Source organism: Pseudarthrobacter sp. AL07 (genome assembly GCF_029960665.1).
Lineage (GTDB): Bacteria > Actinomycetota > Actinomycetes > Actinomycetales > Micrococcaceae > Arthrobacter.
Genome location: NZ_JASBRB010000009.1, coordinates 21,892 through 43,106, shown reverse-complemented (window position 1 = coordinate 43,106; position 21,215 = coordinate 21,892). Strand labels below are relative to the sequence as shown.

Sequence of the window (21,215 nt, the reverse complement as noted above, 5' to 3'; positions counted from 1 at the left end):
CCTGCCTGTGCCCGTGAGCCTGTCTGGTGCCCTGACGGATATTACTGCAGCGATGCCAGATGCGTCGTTCAAACAGGAAACCCAACCAAAGTATTTATCTCCATGGTGGAGATACTCTAGGATGGAATAAAGTATACCGCGGCCACCCCGAGCGAAGCAGGAATCATGAAATCAAGTCCCCAGCACAGCGCGAGGGTACCGTTCTGGCTTCGCTGGCTGCTTCCCGTTTTGTTGGTGCTTACGTGGCTGGCCATCGCCGGGGTGGGCGGACCCACCTTCGGGCGCCTCGACGAGGTCTCCTCCAATGACCAGGCTTCCTTCCTGCCGGCCAGCGCCGAAGCCACCGCCGCGCAGGACTGGCAGGCGAAGTTCCGTGATTCAGACCAAGTGCCGGCCGTTATCGTCATCGAGAACCGCGACGCTATAAGCCCCGCGGCGCTTGGCGAACTGGCATCCCTGAAAACGGGACTGGAGGGCCTCGAATCAGGCAGCGCTGTGATCGGACCCATCCCTTCGGAAGACGGGAAAGCGGTCCAGTTCATCGTTCCGATCGGGTCCACCGGTGAGCTGAAGGAATCCGTCCAGGAGTTGCGGGACTTTTTGGCGGATTCCGCCCCTGAAGGCATGCAGACCTTCGTCACCGGCCCCGCGGGCCTGACCGCAGACCTGGTCGGCGCCTTCGCCGGCATCGACGGCATCCTGCTCCTGGTGGCACTCGGTGCGGTGTTCCTGATCCTGCTCATCGTCTACCGCTCGCTTCTCCTGCCCCTCGCCGTGTTGCTCACCTCGGTCTTTGCGTTGTGCGCCGCCATTCTGCTCGTTTTCGGCATGGCCAAGCTCGGCTGGATCCAGTTGAGCGGCCAGAGCCAGGGCATCCTGTCCATCCTGGTGATCGGCGCGGCCACGGACTATGCGCTGCTGTACGTGGCGAGGTTCCGGGAGGCCCTGACCCACACGCGCAACCGGACCGCAGCCGTGCTAACGGCGTGGAAGGCATCGTTCGAGCCGATCCTGGCATCCGGCGCCACCGTCATCATTGCCCTGCTCTGCCTGCTGTTCTCGGACCTGAACTCCAACAAGGCGCTGGGCCCTGTCGCGGCCGCCGGCATCCTCTGCTCGCTGTTCGCCGCGCTGACCCTCCTGCCCGCTCTGATGGCGCTCCTCGGCCGGGCCGCGTTCTGGCCGTTCCGCCCCAAGCTGGTTCCGGCGGGCGAGCGTGAGCCCGAACTGGTCACCGGCCTGGAGGGGCAGAAAGGCATCTGGCGGGCCACCGGTTCGCTGGTTTCCCGCCGCCCGCGCACGGTCTGGGTAGCATCGGTCCTCCTCCTGGTGGTGGCTTCGGCCGGCGTGCTGCAGCTGAAGGCCAACGGCGTGCCGCAGACCGACGTCATTCTCACCGCATCCAATGCGGTGGACGGCCAGGACGCGCTGGCGCGGCATTTCGACGCCGGCAGCGGCAGCCCCGCCGTCGTCATTGCGGACGAGAGCAAAGCCGATGAGGTGCTGGTAAAGGTCAAAGCGGCCGACGGCGTGGGGGACGCCTACCTCCTGGCTGAAGGCGGTGTGCCGATCACCGGCGCCCCCGGGACTACCAGCGCTCCCGACGTCCACGACGGCAAGGTGCTGATCAATGCCACGCTGAACTACGCCGCGGATTCCAGTGAGGCGGAGGACTCGGTCAAGGCGCTGCGCCAGGACGTAAAAACGGTCGACGCCGGCGCTTTGGTTGGCGGTGTGACCGCCACGGCCCTGGACACCAACATCACTGCCCAGCGCGACCTGGTGATCATTATCCCCATCGTGCTGGTGGTCATTCTGTTCATCCTGATGCTGCTGCTTCGCTCCGTGGTGGCGCCGGTGCTGTTGGTGCTCTCCGTGGTGTTGTCTTATGGGGCAGCCATGGGCGTTTCGGCTGTGGTCTTCAACAGCCTGCTGGGATTCCCCGGCGCTGACGCCACTGTGCCGCTGTTCGGGTTTGTGTTCCTGGTGGCCTTGGGCGTTGACTACAACATCTTCCTGATGAGCCGGGTGCGGGAGGAATCGCTGAAGCACGGGACGCGGCCGGGCATCCTGCGCGGACTTGGCGTGACCGGCGGCGTGATCACCTCTGCCGGTGTGGTGCTCGCCGCCACGTTCGCCGCGCTGGGGGTCATCCCCATCATGTTCCTGGTACAGCTCGCCTTCATTGTGGCGTTCGGCGTGCTGCTGGACACTGTGCTGGTGCGCTCGCTCCTGGTCCCCGCGCTGGCGTACGACATCGGCCCGAGCATCTGGTGGCCCGGCAAGCTGGGCAGGCCTGAGCTGGATGTGGGGGTGCGGCGGGATGTTGGCCCGGTGGAGCCCGATCTTCATCCCGCGTCAGAGGGTGCCGGCCGCCGGTAAGCACAAGCCTCAGGCCTGCGCGCGCCACCAGGCCACCGTGGCCGCGGCTGCCTCGGCAGGGGGGTCGGGCGCAGGCCAAACGCGGCCTGGCTCGCCGCGGAGTCCATCACGAACGGCTGATCGAACTGGTAGAGGGTTTCGGCGAGCTCCCGGAGATCCTTCGAGAAGGCACCCATGGCCCGGAGTGCCCAACCCGGGATGGCTCCCAACGTGGGCGACGCCGCACCGCCGGCTTCCGTGAACGCTGTGGCCAACTGCCGCTGTGGTACTGCCGGCCCGGTGGGCGCGTGCCACACCTTGTTCCACAGCGCCGGCGTCCCCGCGGCATGGATCATAGCCGCCGCCAGGTCCGGGACGAACGTGAACGAATGGGGCTGGTCCGCGCTCCCGATGGCCCACACCTTCTTGCCGGCCAGCACGGCGGGGACCATGCGCTCGCCGGCATGTGAGGTCCGCACCCGTGGGCCAAAGAAATCGCCGGCAACCACGCTGACGGTATTGGTCGGAGAGGCGTCCCGCGCCTCCAGGAGTTTGGTCCGGACACCCCGCTTGCCGCCCTCGGCGGTCCGCGGACCCGCTTCTGTCATAGCTCGGTGCGGCTCGCTGTACGAGTAAAGGCTTTCGGGGAAGACAACGACGGCGCCCGCCTCGCCTGCAGCGGCCAGCACCGTTTGCTCGGCCGCTGGTACAGGGGCGGCATCCTGGACGTCCGCTTTCACACGTTCAACCAGCGGATGCTCGGGGCCGCCGCCGGAGCGCGTGAGGATCCTGACGTTTCTTCCTTGGCCTGCGAGCTGTTCAGCGACCGTCCAACCCACGGGGCCGGCTCCGGTAACAACGTTGACATCGGTCATGACTTCTCCTCATGGACTTCTAATAGAGAGCACCGCTCTCCCAGTAGCGTGCACCTTCATTCAGAGGCTGTCAAGAGCGCTGCTCTCAATTGTTGACACTGCTCTGCTTTATGCGATGCTGGACAAATGAATGACCCTGCCGCGGACGCGGAAACCACCCTTCGGACACCGCGGGAGCGCGCACGGGCCCAGACGATTGCCGACATCGTCCGGCTGGGTCGGGAGCACTTGGCAATCCACGGCGCGGCAGCCCTGTCGCTCCGCGCCGTGGCGAGGGACTTGGGCGTTGTCTCCTCCGCTGTCTACCGTTACGTGGCCAACCGTGACGAGCTCCTCACGCTGCTTCTGGTGGACGCCTACAGCGAGCTCCGCGACGCCGTGGATGCTGCCGTGAACGCGTTGCCGGAGCGCGACTTTGATGGCAGGTTCAAGGCGCTCGGCCGGGCCGTCAGGACCTGGGCGCTGCGGGAGCCCGCGCGCTACGGACTCCTGTTCGGCAGCCCGGTGCCCGGCTACCGGGCGCCCGCCGGCCAGACCACGACGCCCGGCACGCGCGTGATCTACAGCCTGGTCGGCAATCTCGACAGTGCGTACCGGGCGGGCAAGATAACGACGGCGGTACGCACCGCCGTCGTGCCTTCCGTCTTGGCTGCCGACCTGGAAGCGATCCGCGCGGGACTCGGGCTCGCCGTGCCGAACGAAGTTATGGCAAACGGAACGCTCGTGTGGACTTCACTCTTTGGAACGGTGAGCTTCGAGGTCTTTGGCCAGTACGGGGCGGACACCTTCCGTGCCCGCGACGAACTCTTTGAACACCACCTCACCGTCCTCGCGGGGATTGCCGGGCTCGGCGCCTGACGGAAACCCGCAGTACGCCCTGGCGTCTGCGGCCACCCCTGTTTCGCGCCGCCTGGGCTGAGTAGACTCCAAATGCGCCCGGATGGACGCGGAACTCAAAGGAGAGATCACGTCATGAGTGAGAACACCGCACCTGAAGAAGAACGCCGCAAGGGCAGCACCGAACCCGGTATGGAGGGCGAAGGTGACCAGTATGAGGAGGCCGACTTCGGCGAGGCTGGCGTCGGCGGCACGGGGAGCCAGCCCGAGGAGGGTGACTATTCGGAAGGCGATTACGGCGAGGCTGGCGTCGGCGGCACGGGGAGCCAGCCCGAGGAGGGTGACTATCCGGAAGGCGACTACGGCGAAGCCGGCACGGCGGGCGGCGCCGAGAATCAAAACGAGGAAGGCGACTATCCCGAAGGCGACTACGGCAATGCCGGCTCTGTTGACAGCGCCCGCGGGGTGGAAGTGGACGAAGACAAGAAGCCGTAGTGCCGTTCACGCACAGCGTACTACCGCCAGGGAAACGGAATTTCGACATAAAAACCCCGGAAATCAGGGGATAGCCCGAAGAAGCCGTGACCCAACAATCCAAGGTTGAGCGGAGTCCGCTCAACCTTGGATTGACATCGCTTGCGTCCTGAGTAAAGTTGAGTGCAGAACGCTCAACACTCGAGCGCCAGCAAGTTTCCAAGGAAAAGAAGGAAGCAAGACATGTCACGTGCAGTAGGTATCGACCTCGGAACCACTAACTCCGTCGTCTCCGTTCTCGAAGGTGGCGAGCCCACCGTAATTGCCAACGCCGAGGGTGGCCGCACCACGCCGTCCGTCGTTGCATTCTCCAAGTCCGGCGAAGTCCTGGTCGGCGAGATCGCCAAGCGCCAGGCCGTCAACAACATCGATCGCACCATCGCCTCCGTCAAGCGCCACATGGGCACTGACTGGTCCGTTGGCATCGATGACAAGAAGTACACCGCGCAGGAAATCTCCGCCCGTGTGCTCATGAAGCTTAAGAACGACGCCGAGTCCTACCTCGGCGAGAAGGTCACCGACGCCGTGATCACCGTTCCGGCCTACTTCAACGACGCCGAGCGCCAGGCCACCAAGGAAGCCGGCGAAATCGCGGGCCTCAACGTCCTGCGTATTGTCAACGAGCCAACCGCGGCTGCGCTGGCCTATGGCCTGGACAAGGGCAAGGAAGACGAGCTCATCCTGGTCTTCGACCTCGGCGGCGGCACGTTCGACGTCTCCCTGCTCGAAGTGGGCAAGGATGAAGACAACTTCTCCACCATTCAGGTCCGCTCGACCGCAGGCGACAACCGCCTCGGCGGCGACGACTGGGACCAGCGCGTTGTGGATTACCTGCTGAACCAGCTCAAGGTCAAGGGCATGGACCTGTCCAAGGACAAGATCGCCCTGCAGCGCCTCCGCGAAGCCGCTGAGCAGGCCAAGAAGGAACTCTCTTCTTCCAGCAGCACCAACGTCTCGCTTCAGTACCTCTCCGTCACCCCCGACGGCCCGGTGCACCTCGACGAGCAGCTGACCCGCGCCAAGTTCCAGGAGCTCACCAAGGACCTGCTGGAGCGCACCAAGAAGCCGTTCCACGACGTCATCAAGGAAGCCGGCATCAAGCTTTCCGAGATCGACCACATCGTCCTCGTTGGCGGATCCACCCGTATGCCCGCTGTCTACGACCTGGTCAAGGAACTGGCCGGCGGCAAGGAGCCGAACAAGGGTGTCAACCCGGATGAAGTTGTGGCCGTTGGCGCAGCACTCCAGGCCGGCGTTCTGAAGGGCGAGCGCAAGGACGTCCTGCTGATCGACGTCACTCCACTGTCCCTCGGCATCGAAACCAAGGGCGGCGTCATGACGCACTTGATCGAGCGCAACACCGCCATCCCCACCAAGCGGTCCGAGACCTTCACCACGGCTGATGACAACCAGCCGTCCGTGGCCATCCAGGTCTTCCAGGGCGAGCGCGAGTTCACCCGGGACAACAAGCCGCTGGGCACGTTCGAGCTGACCGGCATCGCGCCGGCTCCGCGCGGTGTCCCGCAGGTCGAGGTCACGTTCGACATCGATGCCAACGGCATTGTCCACGTCTCCGCGAAGGACAAGGGCACCGGCAAGGAACAGTCCATGACCATCACCGGTGGCACCGCGCTCTCCAAGGAAGACATTGAGCGCATGGTCAAGGACGCCGAGGAGCACGCAGCCGAGGACAAGGCCCGCCGCGAGGCGACCGACACCCGCAACACCGCCGAGCAGCTCGCGTACTCCGTGGACAAGTTGATCGCCGACAACGCCGACAAGCTGCCTGAAGAGGTCAAGACCGAGGTCCAAGCCGACGTCGACGAGCTCAAGAAGGCCCTTGAAGGCACCGACGACGCAGCCGTGAAGACCGCGTTCGAGAAGCTCCAGGCTTCCCAGACCAAGCTCGGCGAAGCCATCTACGCCCAGGCCGGTTCGCCGGACGGTGCCACCGGTGCCGCAGGTGCCGAGGGTACTCCCGCCGGTGGGGATAAGGCCGCTGACGAGGACATTGTCGACGCCGAGATCATCGACGAAGACGAAGCGAAGAAGTAGCCATGCCGCACCACGGTAACGAGGAAGAGCACAACTCTTCACCAGACCAGGGCAGCGGCCACCAGGAGCCGGTCATCCGGGATAACCGCAAGGTTGATCCGGTGACCGGGCAGGCCCGGCACCCGGAGGGTGAGCAGCCCGCTGACGCGCCGGCAGGCGAGTCCCCGGTGGGCGAGCCTGTGGACAGTGACGGCGATGCACTCGCCCAGGCCGAGGAGATCCTCAACGGCATCGAGGTGCCGGCCGAGGACTCGGTGGCACAGGGTGCAGGACAGGCTGAAGCCGCCGAGATGAAGAACGATCTTCTCCGGCTCCAGGCTGAATACGTCAACTACCGCAAGCGCGTTGAGCGCGACCGGGCCGTGGCAGGAGAGATGGCCGTCATCGGCGTCCTGAACTCCCTGCTTCCGGTACTTGACGATGTCGATGCCGCCCGCCAGCACGGTGACCTGACCGACGGCCCGTTCGCCGCGATCGCCACCAAATTGGAGAACGCGCTGAAGACGTACGGCCTGGTCCGCATTGATGAGACCGGAGTGGAGTTCGATCCCACGATCCACGAGGCCCTCATCCAGCAGCCCGGCGAAGACATCGAGGTTGACACCGTCAGTCAGGTGCTCCGCTCCGGCTATAAGTCAGGGGACCGCGTGCTCCGCGCAGCACAGGTGATTGTGGCCGTCCCGGCCTAGCATTACTCCGGTGGTTGAGCTTGTCGAAACCCAGGGTTTCGGCAAGCTCAACCACCGCCCCATAACCTTTTGAAAGGAAACGCCATTGGCTAGCCAGGATTGGGTGGACAAGGACTTTTACGCGATCCTTGGTATCGCCAAGGACGCTTCCGACGCCGACATCAAGAAGGCGTACCGGAAACTTGCCCGCCAGCACCACCCGGATACAAACTCAGGGGACGCTGCGTCGGAGAAGAAATTCAAGGACATCTCCGAGGCCTACTCGGTGTTATCTGATCCGGATGAGCGCCAGCAGTATGACGCCATCCGGGCCATGGGCGGCGGCGCCAGGTTCGCTCCGGGCGGGGCCGGCGGCGGCAACGGCGGCTTCGAGGACATGTTCGGCGGCTTGTTCACCGGTGGCCAAGGGCGTCAGCCCAGCGGGTTCAACCGGTCAGGCGGCATCCCGCCCGAGTTCGCGGACCTGTTTGGCGGCGGCGGGTTCGGCGGCCAGACCGGCTTCCAGCGTCCGCCTTCGAAGGGTGCCGACCGTACAGCGACCACCAGCATTTCCTTCTCCGGGTCCATCCGTGGCACCACCATCGGCCTGCGCGAACCCAGCGGTGACGTCATTGACGTCCGCGTTCCCGCCGGCATCAAGGACGGCCAGAAAGTGCGCGTCCGTGGCAAGGGCCAGCCAGGGCCTGCCGGCAACGGCGACCTGATGGTGGCCGTGTCCGTCAAGCCCCACGAGTTTTACACGCGCGACGGCGACAACCTCCGCATCCATGTCCCGGTCACCTTCCCGGAAGCTGCTTTGGGCGCCGACATCCAGGTCCCCACGATCGACGGTGAGACCGTGAAGGTCCGCGTTCCAGCCGGCACGCCCTCGGGACGAACGCTCCGGGTCAAAGGCCACGGGGTGAAGACCTCCAAGGTAACCGGTGATCTCCTGGTGACCATCGACGTCGCGGTTCCGAAGAATCTGAACAAGGAAGCCGAAGCAGCCGTGAAGGCCTTTGCCGAAGCCACCGCAGGCGCCGATGTCCGTGAGGGCCTGGCCGCCAAGGCCCGGCTCTAAGCAACGGAGCAAACCGTGGATATCAGCGCTGACCAGCCGATCTTCGTGATCTCCGTCGCGGCTGAACTGGCGGATATGCACCCGCAGACGCTCCGGCAGTATGACCGGCTGGGCATTGTCTCGCCCAGCCGGGCGCCGGGGAAGTCGCGCCGCTACTCGCAGCGGGACGTCAACATGCTGCGTGAAGTCCAGCGGCTGTCCCACGAAGGTGTCTCCCTTGAAGGCATCAAACGGATCCTGGAACTCGAGAACCAGGTGGCCGCGCTGCAGCGCAGGGTGGGCGAGCTGACCGAGGAGCTGGTCCGCCGTCGGGATCCCCTTGATTCGCGGATCTTCGCGGCCGGTGCCGCCGGCGACGTGGTGAGCCTGGCTCGCGGCCAGCGCCCTCGCGCCCGGTCCCAGGCCGTGGTGGTCTGGCGGCCCAGGGCTTTGGGAAACTAGAGTACCCACTACTCGTGACCGGACCACCCCCAATGGCTTGAATGGAACTACAGCTAGGTCTCACAGTGCAGGTTCGAGCCTTTGGGGGTTTTCGCGTGTTTGGTTCTTCAGTCGTTATGTTCGCAGGGTCCAGTGCCGGGCTGATCCTGCTTTCCATCGGTCAGACCGTCGTTGTGGTTTGCATGTGCTTTGACATGGTGCGGGCGCTGTCCGTGCCGAGGTCGCACCGGCGCTATGTGGCCAGCACGGTCTTCCGGACGCTGGCCGTTCCGTCCATCATCGCCGCCGGCATGAGCGTGCTGATTGACGCGCTGGCCTGGTCCTGGATGGACGTTGGCATGTCGATGTTCGTGATGGTGGCGATCATCTTCCGCCTGCACCACGACAAGGACGAGGACAACTGGTGGAAGGGCAAGGGCAAGAAACTCGCCCGCTGGGCCCGCCGCCAGTTCAGCTCCGGGGCGTCAGTAGCGCCGGCGATGGGGTAACGGCTCCGCCGGTCCCGGCCCACCATCGCCACTGGCAGGTTGTGGCTTGCATCACGGACGCGTAGAATTCCATTTCAGCGCGTTTATTCGTATATGGAACTTCAAGTTCTATTATCGAACTTAATGCACCCAGCCACACAACGAAGTGAGGAAAGCCTGTGCAGTTCCACCACCACGGTTACGTATCCGGTGACCCGCGGGTCCAGTCAGCATCCGGCGTCGGTCTGGACCGCCCTGCCGAACTTCCCGACGAAGTGGACGTGCTCATCGTCGGCACGGGCCCCGCAGGCATGCTCACTGCGGCCCAGCTTTCCCGGTTCCCCGGCATTACGACGCGCATCGTGGAGCGCCGCCCCGGGCGCCTTGTCATCGGCCAGGCGGACGGAATCCAGGCCCGCAGCGTCGAGACCTTCCAGGCGTTCGGTTTCGCGGAGCGCATCATCGCTGAGGCGTACCGCATCACCGAAATGGCGTTCTGGAAACCGGACCCCGCCGACCATTCCCGGATCGCCCGCGCGGCCCGCACGCCGGACGACCCCACAGGCATCAGCGAGTTCCCGCACCTGATCGTCAACCAGGCCCGTGTGCTGGACTACTTCGCCGAATACATGGCCAACGCGCCAGCACGGATGTCGCCCGACTACGGCTATGAATTCCGCAGCCTCGAAATTGGCGACGGCGACTTCCCCGTCACAGTCAGGCTCGTCCACAGTTCAGGCCCTGAGGAGGGCCAGGTGCGGGTGGTCCGCGCCAGGTACGTCGTCGGCGCGGACGGCGCCCGCAGCAAGGTGCGCGAATCGATCGGCTGCACCATGGCCGGCGACCAGGCCCATCACGCGTGGGGAGTCATGGACGTCCTCGCCGTCACCGACTTCCCCGACATCCGCACAAAATGCGCCATCCAGTCCGGTGCGGGCGGCAGCATCCTGCTGATCCCACGCGAAGGCGGCCACCTCTTCCGCATGTACGTTGACCTCGGCGAGGTCGTGCCGGAGGACCACGGGGCGGTGCGCCGCACCACTATCGAGCAGATCATCGGCCACGCTAACACCATCCTGCACCCGTACACCCTGGACGTCCGCAACGTCGCCTGGCACAGCGTGTATGAGGTCGCCCACCGCCTCACGGACAGGTTCGACGACGTCCTGCCGGACCAGCGCGGGACGCGCACGCCCCGCGTGTTCATCACCGGTGATGCGTGCCACACGCACAGCGCCAAGGCCGGCCAAGGCATGAATGTCTCCCTGCAGGACGGCTTCAACCTCGGCTGGAAGCTCGGACACGTGCTTGAGGGCCGCAGCCCGGCAAGCCTGCTGGCCACCTACTCGGCGGAGCGCCAGGTGGTGGCGAAGAACCTTATTGACTTCGACAAAGAGTGGTCCACCATGATGGCGAAGAAGCCTGAGGAGTTTGCGAACCCCTCTGAGCTTGAGGACTTCTACGTCAGCACGGCCGAGTTCCCCGCGGGCTTCATGACCCAGTACACCCCGTCCATGGTCACCGCGGAACCTCTGCATCAGCACCTGGCCGCCGGCTTCCCCATCGGCAAACGGTTCAAGTCCGCGCCAGTGGTGCGGGTATGCGACGGCAACCCGACGCATCTCGGCCACCACGCCACGGCGGACGGCCGGTGGCGCATCTACGTCTTCGCCGGCCCGGCAGCACCCGATGCGGCGACATCGCCCACAGAACAGCTGACGGCGGGGCAGCAGGCGCCGCCCTCATCCGCCGCTGACTTCGCCGAGTGGATCGCGAACTCGCCGGATTCGCCGCTGGCTGCGACGCCGTCGGGCGCTGACCGGGACGCGTGGTTCGACGTGAAGGTCATCTACCAGCAGGATCACACAAGCGTTGATATCGGTGCTGTCCCGGCAGTGTTCAAGCCGTCAGTCGGGCCGTTCCGGCTGACGGACTACGAGAAGGTCTACGCCACCGATCCTGCAGCTGACATCTTCGAGCTCCGCGGCCTGGACCGCGGCGGGGTGGTTGTGGTGGTGCGGCCTGACCAGTACGTGGCCAACGTCCTGCCGTTGGGCGCGACGGCGGAATTCGCCGCGTTTTTCGCCCCGCTGCTACCGCTCCGTGAGAAGGGAGAGCCGTCCCAGGAGGCATGACCGGCGGGGCATCGAGCCCGATTCGCTGACTCGATTCGGCACGTAGACTAGCATGGGATTTCATGGCCGAACAAGGAGACGCGCGTCACACCCAGGACGGGTCACCGAAGAAGCTGATCCCGCGCACCCAACTCGGCGGCACGGACCGGCGGCACAACGGCCCCGACTTCCACAACCGCCCTCCCGTCTCCAGCCAGGAACTGAGCGAGGCGCTCGCCGAACTCATTCAGGACCGCGGGCCCAGGGTCAACTGGCGCGTCTTCATCATCGCCTCAGCCATCATCATCGCCTTCTCTGTCTGGGCGATGCTCACGCCGACGGGTGCGGCCGGCACCATGAAGACGGTGGTGGCCTGGGTCGCGGAGAGCCTCGGCTGGTTTTACGTCCTCACCGTCACAGTGGTGATCGGGTTTGTGCTGTGGGTGGCACTGTCCAAGGAAGGCTCGGTCCGGCTCGGTCCGGACCACTCCCGCCCGCAGTACAAGCTTTTCACGTGGGTGGCCATGCTATTCGCGGCCGGTGTGGGCATCGACATGCTTTTCTTCTCGGTGACCGGGCCCATTAGCCAGTATATGAACCCGCCGGCGGGCCAGGGACAGACTCCGGCGGCGGCCCAGGACGCCGTGGTGTGGACCATGTTCCACTATGGCGTGGCGGGCTGGGCCATGTATGCGCTCCTCGGTATGGCCATGGGGTACTTCGCTTACCGCTGGGGCATGCCGCTGTCCATCAGGGCGGCCCTGTATCCGTTGCTGGGAAAGCGGGTCCGGGGCGGGATCGGCGACGCGATCGACATCGTCACCCTCGTCGGCACTGTCTTCGGTGTGGCCACGTCCATGGGGATCGGCGTGGTGTTGCTGAATGTCGGTTTCGCCTTGTTGTTCGGCCTGGAGCAAGGCCTGGCCCTGCAGATCGCGTTGGTGATTGTTGCCGTCGTCCTGACGATCGCGGCGTGTACGTCGGGGGTTGACAAAGGGATCCGCTGGATTTCCGAGTTGAATATCTGGAGCTCCGCGGCCATGCTGCTTTACATCCTGGTGACCGGCCAGACCTCCTTCCTGCTCAACTCGTTGGTGGAGAACATCGGCCGGTTCATCTTCACCCTGCCCGACCGCACCCTGCAGACCTTTGCGTACGAGGAGGGCGGCTCGGAGTGGATGGCTGGCTGGACGTTGTTCTTCTGGGCGTTCTGGCTTGCCTGGGGGCCGTTTGTGGGCCTGTTCCTGGCCCGTATCTCACGCGGGCGGACGCTGCGGGAGTTCGTCATCGCAGCCATCACCGCCCCGGTGCTGTGTGACTTCCTGATCGTGAGCATCTTCGGCAACAGCGCCATGCACGAGGTCCTCAGCGGGAATACCGAGTTCGCTCAGCTGGCCATCGACAGCCCGGAACAGGGCTGGTATGCGTTGTTGGGTATGTTCCCCGGCGCCGGTTTCCTGATCGGGTTGGGGACGTTGTCCGGCGTACTGTTCTATGTCACCAGCGCCAACTCCGGCGCCATGGTGATGTCCAATTTCTCCTCCACCATCCCGGATCCTTCGCAGGATGGGGCCAAATGGCTGCGCATCTTCTGGGCAGCGCTCACGGCGGTGCTGACCATCGCGATGCTGGTGGCTGGCGGCGTGACCACCATGGAGTACGCGACGCTGATCTTCGCCCTGCCGGTGACGATCATCGCCTGGCTGGTGATGGCTTCCTTCTCCAAGGCACTGCGGATGGAGCGGGCAGAGCGTGAGGGCCAGGTGCTGCGCAGGCAGGCAATGGCGGTGCACGGAGGCCACGTGCGGGACCGCACCTGGCGCCAGCGGCTGGCAGGGATACGGTCCTACCCGTCGAAGAAAGAGGTGGCCCTGTTTATGGAACGCACCGCACAACCGGCCCTGGCGGAACTGGTTGGGGAATTCATTGCTCAGGGACACAACGCCACCTTGGACATCGTCGCGAACGAACACCCCGGCATCTCCAGCTACGCGCTTTTGGTCACGATACCGGACCACCGCGACTTCTTGTATCAGGTCCAGGCCGTGGAAGCCCCGGTGCCTATATTCGGCGGGCGCATGTCCCGTGAAACCGACGTCTACTATCGCGTGGAAGTCTTCGCCCAGACTGGCTCCGAGGGCTACGACCTGATGGGCGTAACTCACCAGCAAATAATCGACGACGTCCTGGACCGTTACGAGGCCCACCTGGGCTTCCTGACCTACTCGAACCAGCATGACTACGCTTCCGTGCTCACCCCTCCGGCAGCGCCGGCCACGGGCTCCATCAAGCGGGTTGAGCCTGCGGATGTGGACGCTGCGGAGGTTGAGCCCGCGGGAGACGGCGACAGCGCGGACGGCCGCGCCAGGGAGTGACGCGGCCCGGGATCAGGGAGTGACCGTTTGCGCGGTCCGGAATTCGGCAGCGGGATAGACGCCCAGGATGCGGACTTCGGTGGTGAAGAAGTCCAGCTCCTCAAGGGCCAGGCGCAACGGCACGTCCTCGGGGTGGCCTTCGACGTCCACCATGAACATCGTGGCGGCGAATTCGTCGCCCACCATGTAGCTCTCCAGCCGCGTCATGTTGACGCCGTTCGTGGCGAACCCGCCCAGGGCCTTGAACAGCGCCGATGGGACGTTCCGGACGCGGAACACAAAGCTGGTCACCGCCGGTCCAGGCAGCTCATCCCGGGTGGGCAGTTCCTTCTCCCGCGCCAAGACCACGAAGCGGGTGGTGTTGGACGGGTCATCCTCGACCCGTGATGCCAGCACCTCGAGGCCGTAGATCTCGGCTGCGAGCGGGGGAGCGAGGGACAGCTTGGTGGGGTCGTTCCATTCCCGGACCTCCCGGGCGGAGCCGGCAGTGTCCCCGGCGATGACCGGACGCAGCCCGGCCTCACGGATCAGGCGGCGGCACTGGCCCAGGGCGTGGATGTGGCTGTGGACCTCGGTGGCGGCCTCGATGGTGCTGCCCGGAATGCCCAGCAGGTCAAAGTGGATGGGCAGGAAGAACTCGCCCACGATCTGCAGGTGCGACTGGGGGAGCAGGATGTGGATGTCCGCCACCCGGCCGGCGATCGAGTTCTCAATCGGAATCATTGCCAGTTCTGCCTCGCCGCTGGAGACCAGCTCGAAGGCATCCTCGAAGCTGGCGCAGGGAACGCTTTCCAGCTGTGGGAACATCTGCATGCACGCGATATTGGAGTTGGCGCCGGGCTCACCCTGGTACGCAATCTTCTGGGCCATGGTCCGTATGGTTTCACGGCAGGTGCCCACCCGGCCAACCCGCCGGCAGTAATGTCGCCATTCGGGCGCAGAAGTCGATTGCGACCGCGACAGAAAGTTCCGTAGGGGCAATGGTTGGTACCATGCTGAGTTGAATATTCAATGAGTTTGAGGAGACGGCGTGGACGCTCGGCTTGAGGCCATCCGGAATACGGTACTGGCGCGGAACCCCGGTGAAGCTGAATTCCACCAGGCGGTCACCGAGGTTTTTGAGAGCCTTGGCCCCGTTCACGACCGGCACCCCGAGTTCCTTGAAGCCGCCATCCTGGAGCGGCTTTGCGAGCCCGAACGCCAGATCATCTTCCGCGTTCCGTGGACCGACGACTCCGGGCGCGTGCAGATCAACCGAGGCTTCCGGGTCGAATTCAACTCCGCACTCGGCCCCTACAAGGGCGGCCTGCGCTTCCACCCCTCTGTCTACCTGGGCATTGTGAAGTTCCTGGGCTTCGAGCAGATCTTCAAGAACGCCCTCACCGGCATGCCCATCGGCGGCGGCAAGGGCGGCTCGGATTTCGATCCGCGCGGCCGCAGCGATGCCGAAGTGATGCGGTTCTGCCAGTCGTTCATGACCGAGCTCTACCGGCACATCGGCGAGTACACCGATGTACCGGCCGGTGATATCGGCGTAGGCGGCCGTGAAATCGGATACCTCTTTGGGCAGTACAAGCGGATCACCAACCGCTACGAATCCGGAGTCCTCACCGGCAAGGGCATGTCCTGGGGCGGTTCCCTGGTGCGGCCCGAGGCCACCGGCTATGGCACTGTCATCTTCACCCAGGAGATGCTGAAAACCCGTGGCTCGTCCTTCGACGGGCAGCGCGTGGTGGTGTCAGGTTCGGGCAACGTGGCCATTAACGCCATTGCCAAAGCGCAGACGCTCGGCGCCAGCGTGGTGGCTTGCTCCGACTCCTCCGGCTACATCGTGGATGAGGCGGGCATCGACGTCGCGCTTCTTCGTGAGGTGAAGGAAGTTGAACGCGGACGCCTCAAGGATTACGCCGTGCGCCGCCCCGGCGTTTCCTATGTGGAAGCGGGCTCGGTGTGGGATGTCGACGCTACGGTGGCGCTGCCGTGCGCCACGCAGAACGAGCTCGACGGCGGTGCTGCCGCGCGGTTGGTCCGCAATGGCCTCGTGGCGGTCGGCGAAGGCGCCAACATGCCCTCCACCCGTGAGGCAGTCTCGGTGTTCCAGGATTCCGGTGTGCTGTTCGGGCCGGGCAAGGCCGCGAACGCAGGCGGCGTGGCGACGTCGGCGCTTGAGATGCAGCAGAATGCCAGCCGCGATTCCTGGTCCTTCGAGCACACGGAACAGCGGCTCACCGAGATCATGGTGGGCATCCACCACCGCTGCGCGTCAACCGCGGACGAATACGGCGAGCCCGGCAACTACGTGCTGGGCGCCAACATCGGCGGCTTCGTCAAGGTGGCTGACGCCATGCTCGCGCAGGGGCTTATCTAACGCACATCCCACACTGACGCTCATAGCGGCCACCGACCCGGCAAGGGTCGGTGGCCGCTTGCGTTGTTGCAGCATCCAGGCGCGGAGTTGTTTACATGCTGCGGTGCCGGAATTCCCTGTATCCAAAGTTCGTTTGAGTGGCCTGTGAAACTCGCGTGCCCGTGAGTGAAACGTCGATTTAACCAGCCAGAAACCCATCGCGGAACTGCAGCCATACAGTTGGAACCAGACGGCAATAGCTGCCCTCCGATGAACGTGGTACGGACTCCGCGTCCGTCCTTCGGAGCGGCTCTGACGGGCAATTTCCGTTCTCTCTTCGCATCACGAAAGGGGTTTCCCATAGATTCGGGAAATGTCGCTTGGATTCTGGCCAGCTCAGCGCTGGTCTGCATGATGGTCCCTGCCCTGGCCCTGTTTTACGGGGGCATGGTGGGGTCTCGTCGCGTTCTCAACATGATGATGTGCTTTGGCGGGGCGAGCCTGGTGGCGGTGCTCTGGGCGCTCTTCGGTTATTCCATTTCCTTCGGAAACTCCGTGGGCGGCCTCGGACTCATCGGGGACATCACGGAATTCCCGGGCATGGGACAGCTGCTCGCCGCAGACGAGGCAGCCTCCATTCCGGTGGTCCTGTTTGCAGCCTTCCAACTGTTCTTCGCCTGTGTCACTACGGCCCTGGTTGCGGGAGCGGCAGCCGGACGTATGAAGTTCGGCGCCTGGATGCTGTTTGCCGGAATCTGGGCAACCATTGTCTACTTCCCCATCGCACACTGGGTGTTCGCGTTCTCCTCTGCTGACGGCAGCGTCACGGGCGGCTGGATCGCGAGCGGCATCAAGGCAATCGACTTCGCCGGTGGAACCGCCGTGCACATGAACGCCGGCGCCGCGGCGCTTGCACTCGTGCTCGGCAAGAGCTCCGGCTGGCCCAAGATGGAACACACCAAGCCGCACAGCCGGCCGCTTGTGCTCGTTGGTGCGGGACTGCTCTGGGTGGGCTGGTTCGGCTTCAACGCAGGCTCAGCACTCTCGGCCGGGCAGTCCGCCTCCGTCGTGTTCCTGAACACCGCGGTGGCAGCCTCGGCCGGGCTCCTCGCCTGGGCGCTCGTTGAGCGGATCCGCCACGGCGCGGCCACAAGCATGGGCGCGGCATCCGGCCTGATTCCGGCACTGGTTGCCATTACGCCTGCCTGTGGTGCGGTCAGCCCGCTGGGTGCACTGGCCATCGGCGCGATCGCCGGTGCCGTCTGCTCCCTCGCCATTGAACTGAAGTTCCGCCTGGGTTACGACGACTCGCTCGACGTTGTTGGCGTCTACCTCGTGGGCGGCATCATCGGCACCCTGCTGATCGGCCTGTTCGCCACGGATGCGGCTCCGAACGGAGTGAGCGGCCTCTTCTATGGCGGCGGTCTTGAACAACTGGGTATCCAGGCGGTGGCCACAGTTGCCGTTCTAGTCTACTCGTTCGGCGTCACCTGGATCCTGGCCAAGATTCTCGATCGCATCGTCGGCCTGCGAATCAAGCCCGAAGACGAACTCCGCGGCATCGACATCGCAGCCCACTCGGAACTTGCTTACCTCAGTGATGAAGACCCGGTGGAGCTGGGGTCACCGCAGCGGGCCTGATAACCAGTGGGGCCTGAACTCAAATAGATATGCCCGGCGAAGGGCCCATTGGCGCCGCCCGGCGCGAGCCCGGCGAAGGGCCGAACATCGGGACCGGTGTCAGCAGCCGCTGGCTTATAGTTCCGCAGTTCGGCCGTTTCAGGAGCCGTCAGGATGAGGTCCTCACGGTACTCCTGCCTGGTCCAGCCACCAGAGGCATCTTCAGGACGGTAGACCGCCTGCCCGCGCCATTCGTCCACGATCATCCAAAACTGGCCTCCAAGCCTGAACACCTTGGGTCTCTCGTGGGGGCGCCCCGGAATCGCCAGTCCTTCAAGAATCCACGACGTCGGTTCGGCGGGCGTGCTGGTTACAGCACTGTACGTGTTGGATCCGCGGGCCTCGTCCTTGTACCAGAGCCGATATTGGCCATCCCCTCAAAGGGCGACGGCGGCGTCGATGACGTGCGGCGAGTCCAGGTCGATGGCACCCAAGTATTCCCAGGTAACCAGGTCCCGGCTGGCGAGCTGGACAATGGATGCGGTGCCGGTCCAGTCCGTCCAGGGTTCCGTGATATGCGCAAGTGCGTCCGCCATCGGATGAGCGGGCCACTCCCATGGCCCTGCCGTGGACCCACCCGACGCCGGTCAGCCCGGTTTCCGTGGCCCGTCGCTGCGTGTAGAAAAGCACCCAGTCGCCGGTCAGGTGGTCGGGCGCCAGGACGGGATCTGTGGGGCCGTCCCAGATGGGATCCCGGTAGGGAGTCCTGAAGGCATCCGCGCTGAGTGGCAGGACGCTGGATGCTGCAGGTTCACGGATTGAATCTGAAGCGGTGGCTTCGGTGCGCACGGGAATCTCCGAGTCGATGCCAAGTCAGAATTCCATGCAGCACATGAGGGAAAGCGATTTCCCGCAGCTGCTTCCCGGCTGCACGACAGGGCTCAGCCAATGCTAACGCAGGGGACTGGAGGTGCCGCACCGGCACCAGGCTGTTGTGTCAGCCAGAGGAAGTCGGGTACGGACGGGAAAGGTGCCGGCTCTGGTTCTTGGAGGCGGCGCAGCCATTTCCGCTCCGGCTCTGGGTCTGCCGGCAGACGGCTTTCGGGCAGGGCAGGGTCAGGTTCCTTATGGGGCAGTTGGTGCACTATCTGGCTTGGCCAGATGGGTGGTTCCCAGTCGGGGTGTTCGCTGGCGTAGTGGCGGCCTGTGGGAGAAATCCAGCCGGGCGGTTCGGTGGAACTCGCCGTGGTGGGTTTCCAGGGTGTGGTGTGTTTGAGCCGGTGGTGCCTGGGGCAAGGCTGACCGAGATTGCGGATCCCGGTGGTGCCGCCCTGGTGCCAGGCGAGGAGGTGGTCGGCTTCGTTGTCCAGGGACTGGTTGCTGCAGCCGGGGAAGGGGCATTTGCCGTCCCGAAGGCGGAGCCACTGGCGCATGGCTTTGGGGATTCGGTAGCTTTCACGGCCGATTTCCAGCGGTGCTCCATCGCGGGGGTCGGTCAGGACCCGGTGGAACGAATCGGCGCCGTCGGCAACCAGGGCGCGGGCCATGGACGGCGGGATGGGCCCGTACCCATCGAGTATCGCGGGTTCATCAGTCAGGCCCATCAGCGCAAACACCGGCACGGTCACGAGGACCTGGGCCTTGGGTGACGGGATCAGATCGGCTTGCCCGCCCAGAAGCCAAACCGCGGCGCTGTCGGTGCGGAGCTGGGTGAGGGTCCTGGACTCCGTGGGGCCCTGCAGCGCGCGGGCGGCGGTGGTGGCGCGGTCCCAGATCCCGGAGGCCTGATCGGCCGGGAGGTAGGCGGAGAGCCAGGCCATGCCGTCCCGGTCCGGGGAGTATTCAAGGCGCCGGTCCGCCGCGCTGCGGGTGTGGCGTTTTTCGATGCTGTCCGGGTGGTGGCGTTCGCGCCAGGTCCGGGCTTTGGCGCGGAATCGGGACGGGATCATCTCCCCGGCCGGGCCCCTCACCGGGTTGGGCGCGTCCGGGTCCAGGAAATGCGCTTCCAACGCGGCCGCGCCGGCGGGATCCAGGTTGAGTGTTTCGTCAATCATGATCCGTGCGTGCTGCCACGAAATGGCCCCTGCTTCCAGGGCGGCGAGGGTCAGTGGCAGAGCGGTGGTCAGACGATGTGCTTCGCCCAGCAGCGCGTCACCCGCGCGTTCGCTGACGGTCAGGGCGCAGGCGACCTCGGCCACGATGCCCATGTCCTGGGCGGTCTGCTCCTGAGGGGAAGTGATGGGGGCCGCGATGGTCTGGGCGGCGTCGTCGTAACCGCTGGCGGCATGGACCTTTACGGCAGCGACCATGGCTTCCATCCCAACAGTTCCGGTCAGGACGGTCAGGCAAAGCTCAGCCTGCCAGCGAGCCTGGTCCCCACCCGTAGCGGACGGACCAGTCACTGAGGGGGCATCAGCCGGACCAGTTGCAGCCGGGCTGGCGGCCGAGCCCGCGGCCAGGCCGGCTGCCGGGCTGGCGGCCGTCCCTCGAAGCACCCCGGCCAGCTGCAAAGCAGAGGCCGCGATGGTCTCCAGAATCTCTGCCGCAGCCGTGTTGTCCATACCTCCATCATGTCGAGGGGGTCCGACATTTTAGGGTGACAGACTCCACACCCCGGCATGACAGAGCAGAACGCCCCGCGCCAGTAGCGTATTCACCTCCACCGCACTCCAGAAGGACCTAACCATCAACCGCTCCGCCGCCGCCAAAGCACTGACTCTGTTCACCGCTCTGCTTCTCTCCACAGCCCTCGCCGGTTGTGACGCCGCCGCCCAGGCCGCAACGCAGGCGGCAAACAAGGTGGCCGAAGCTGTAAGGGAAGCACCGCCGGCGGGCAACTCCGGCGAATCATCTGTGAGCCCAGCCGACGTGGCAACGGCCCTCGCCCAGCTGGAAACCATCCCGGTGAAGGGACGTGCCCCCAAGACCGGCTACAGCCGCGAGGAATTCGGCCCCGCCTGGGCCGACGTCGACCGGAACGGCTGCGACACCCGAAACGACATCCTCGCCAGGGACCTCGACGGTGAGACGTTCAAACCCGGCACACAGAACTGCGTCGTTGCCACCGGTACCCTGGCCGATAAGTACACCGGCGCAACCATCAACTTTGTCCGCGGCAACACCACCAGCTCCGCCGTCCAGATCGACCACGTCATCGCCCTCAGCGACGCCTGGCAGAAGGGCGCCCAGCAGCTCAGCGCCGAACAGCGCAGGCAGCTGGCCAACGATCCCCTGAACCTCATGGCTGCCGACGGGCCTGCCAACAGCGCCAAGGGCGATAAGGATGCGGCCACCTGGCTCCCGCCAAACACGGCGTTCCGGTGCGAATACGTCGCCCGCCAGACCGCAGTGAAGGCCAACTACAGCCTGTGGGTCACTCAGGCCGAGCACGACGCGATCGCCGGTATCCTGACAGCCTGCAGTTAGACGGCCCCGGGACG

General features: G+C 65.0%; 16 protein-coding genes and 1 pseudogene. 13 read left to right on the top strand and 4 right to left on the bottom strand.

The window, feature by feature from the left end; genetic code table 11:
• The first annotated feature begins 165 nt into the window (after positions 1-165).
• The gene (locus QK290_RS09860) at positions 166-2,382 is read left to right on the top strand and encodes an efflux RND transporter permease subunit (protein WP_282330491.1); all 2,217 of its coding nucleotides are present in this window, start codon (positions 166-168) and stop codon (positions 2,380-2,382) included.
• A gap of 9 nt (positions 2,383-2,391) precedes the next feature.
• Here the strand turns inward: QK290_RS09860 and QK290_RS09855 are convergent.
• Positions 2,392-3,236, bottom strand: a pseudogene (locus QK290_RS09855) (epimerase).
• Between the two features lie 126 nt (positions 3,237-3,362).
• Between QK290_RS09855 and QK290_RS09850 the strand changes: the two are divergent.
• The 9 genes from QK290_RS09850 (at position 3,363) to betT (ending at position 13,808) form a co-directional block, all read left to right on the top strand.
• Positions 3,363-4,094: a TetR/AcrR family transcriptional regulator gene (locus QK290_RS09850; protein WP_282330490.1), complete on the top strand. Its 732-nt coding sequence runs from the start codon at positions 3,363-3,365 to the stop codon at positions 4,092-4,094.
• A 114-nt stretch (positions 4,095-4,208) separates the two neighbouring features.
• Entirely contained in the window at positions 4,209-4,568 is a 360-nt protein-coding gene (locus tag QK290_RS09845) for a hypothetical protein (protein WP_282330489.1), read from the top strand.
• 222 nt (positions 4,569-4,790) lie between these two features.
• Positions 4,791-6,662 carry a molecular chaperone DnaK gene (gene dnaK, locus QK290_RS09840; protein ID WP_282330488.1) on the top strand — a complete coding sequence of 624 codons (1,872 nt, stop codon included), beginning with the start codon at positions 4,791-4,793 and terminating at the stop codon, positions 6,660-6,662.
• 2 nt (positions 6,663-6,664) lie between these two features.
• Positions 6,665-7,351: a nucleotide exchange factor GrpE gene (locus QK290_RS09835; RefSeq protein WP_282330487.1), complete on the top strand. Its 687-nt coding sequence runs from the start codon at positions 6,665-6,667 to the stop codon at positions 7,349-7,351.
• 85 nt (positions 7,352-7,436) lie between these two features.
• Entirely contained in the window at positions 7,437-8,411 is a 975-nt protein-coding gene (locus QK290_RS09830; RefSeq protein ID WP_282330486.1) for a DnaJ C-terminal domain-containing protein, read from the top strand.
• Between the two features lie 15 nt (positions 8,412-8,426).
• Positions 8,427-8,852, top strand: coding sequence for a helix-turn-helix transcriptional regulator (locus QK290_RS09825; RefSeq protein ID WP_282330485.1), 426 nt, complete (start codon positions 8,427-8,429; stop codon positions 8,850-8,852).
• A 116-nt stretch (positions 8,853-8,968) separates the two neighbouring features.
• On the top strand, positions 8,969-9,340 hold the full coding sequence (locus QK290_RS09820) for a hypothetical protein (RefSeq protein ID WP_282330549.1): 372 nt from the start codon (positions 8,969-8,971) through the stop codon (positions 9,338-9,340).
• Between the two features lie 158 nt (positions 9,341-9,498).
• On the top strand, positions 9,499-11,454 hold the full coding sequence (locus tag QK290_RS09815; RefSeq protein ID WP_282330484.1) for an FAD-binding monooxygenase: 1,956 nt from the start codon (positions 9,499-9,501) through the stop codon (positions 11,452-11,454).
• Between the two features lie 62 nt (positions 11,455-11,516).
• Positions 11,517-13,808 carry a choline BCCT transporter BetT gene (gene betT, locus QK290_RS09810; RefSeq protein WP_282330483.1) on the top strand — a complete coding sequence of 764 codons (2,292 nt, stop codon included), beginning with the start codon at positions 11,517-11,519 and terminating at the stop codon, positions 13,806-13,808.
• Positions 13,809-13,820: 12 nt separating this feature from the next.
• On the opposite strand, the gene QK290_RS09805 is transcribed toward betT, so the two are convergent.
• Positions 13,821-14,678: a prephenate dehydratase gene (locus QK290_RS09805; protein WP_282330482.1), complete on the bottom strand. Its 858-nt coding sequence runs from the start codon at positions 14,676-14,678 to the stop codon at positions 13,821-13,823.
• 160 nt (positions 14,679-14,838) lie between these two features.
• Between QK290_RS09805 and gdhA the strand changes: the two genes are divergently transcribed.
• On the top strand, positions 14,839-16,176 hold the full coding sequence (gdhA, locus tag QK290_RS09800; RefSeq protein WP_282330481.1) for an NADP-specific glutamate dehydrogenase: 1,338 nt from the start codon (positions 14,839-14,841) through the stop codon (positions 16,174-16,176).
• Positions 16,177-16,515: 339 nt separating this feature from the next.
• A complete protein-coding gene (locus QK290_RS09795) occupies positions 16,516-17,796 on the top strand; it encodes an ammonium transporter (protein ID WP_282330548.1) in 1,281 nt (426 codons plus the stop codon).
• A gap of 416 nt (positions 17,797-18,212) precedes the next feature.
• On the opposite strand, the gene QK290_RS09790 is transcribed toward QK290_RS09795, so the two are convergent.
• Positions 18,213-18,371, bottom strand: a complete 159-nt coding sequence (locus QK290_RS09790) for a hypothetical protein (protein WP_282330480.1) — start codon at positions 18,369-18,371, stop codon at positions 18,213-18,215.
• A gap of 345 nt (positions 18,372-18,716) precedes the next feature.
• Positions 18,717-20,336, bottom strand: a complete 1,620-nt coding sequence (locus QK290_RS09785; protein ID WP_282330479.1) for an HNH endonuclease signature motif containing protein — start codon at positions 20,334-20,336, stop codon at positions 18,717-18,719.
• Positions 20,337-20,460: 124 nt separating this feature from the next.
• On the opposite strand from QK290_RS09785, the gene QK290_RS09780 reads away from it, so the two are divergent.
• Positions 20,461-21,201 carry an HNH endonuclease family protein gene (locus QK290_RS09780; protein WP_282337287.1) on the top strand — a complete coding sequence of 247 codons (741 nt, stop codon included), beginning with the start codon at positions 20,461-20,463 and terminating at the stop codon, positions 21,199-21,201.
• The last annotated feature ends 14 nt before the right edge of the window (positions 21,202-21,215 follow it).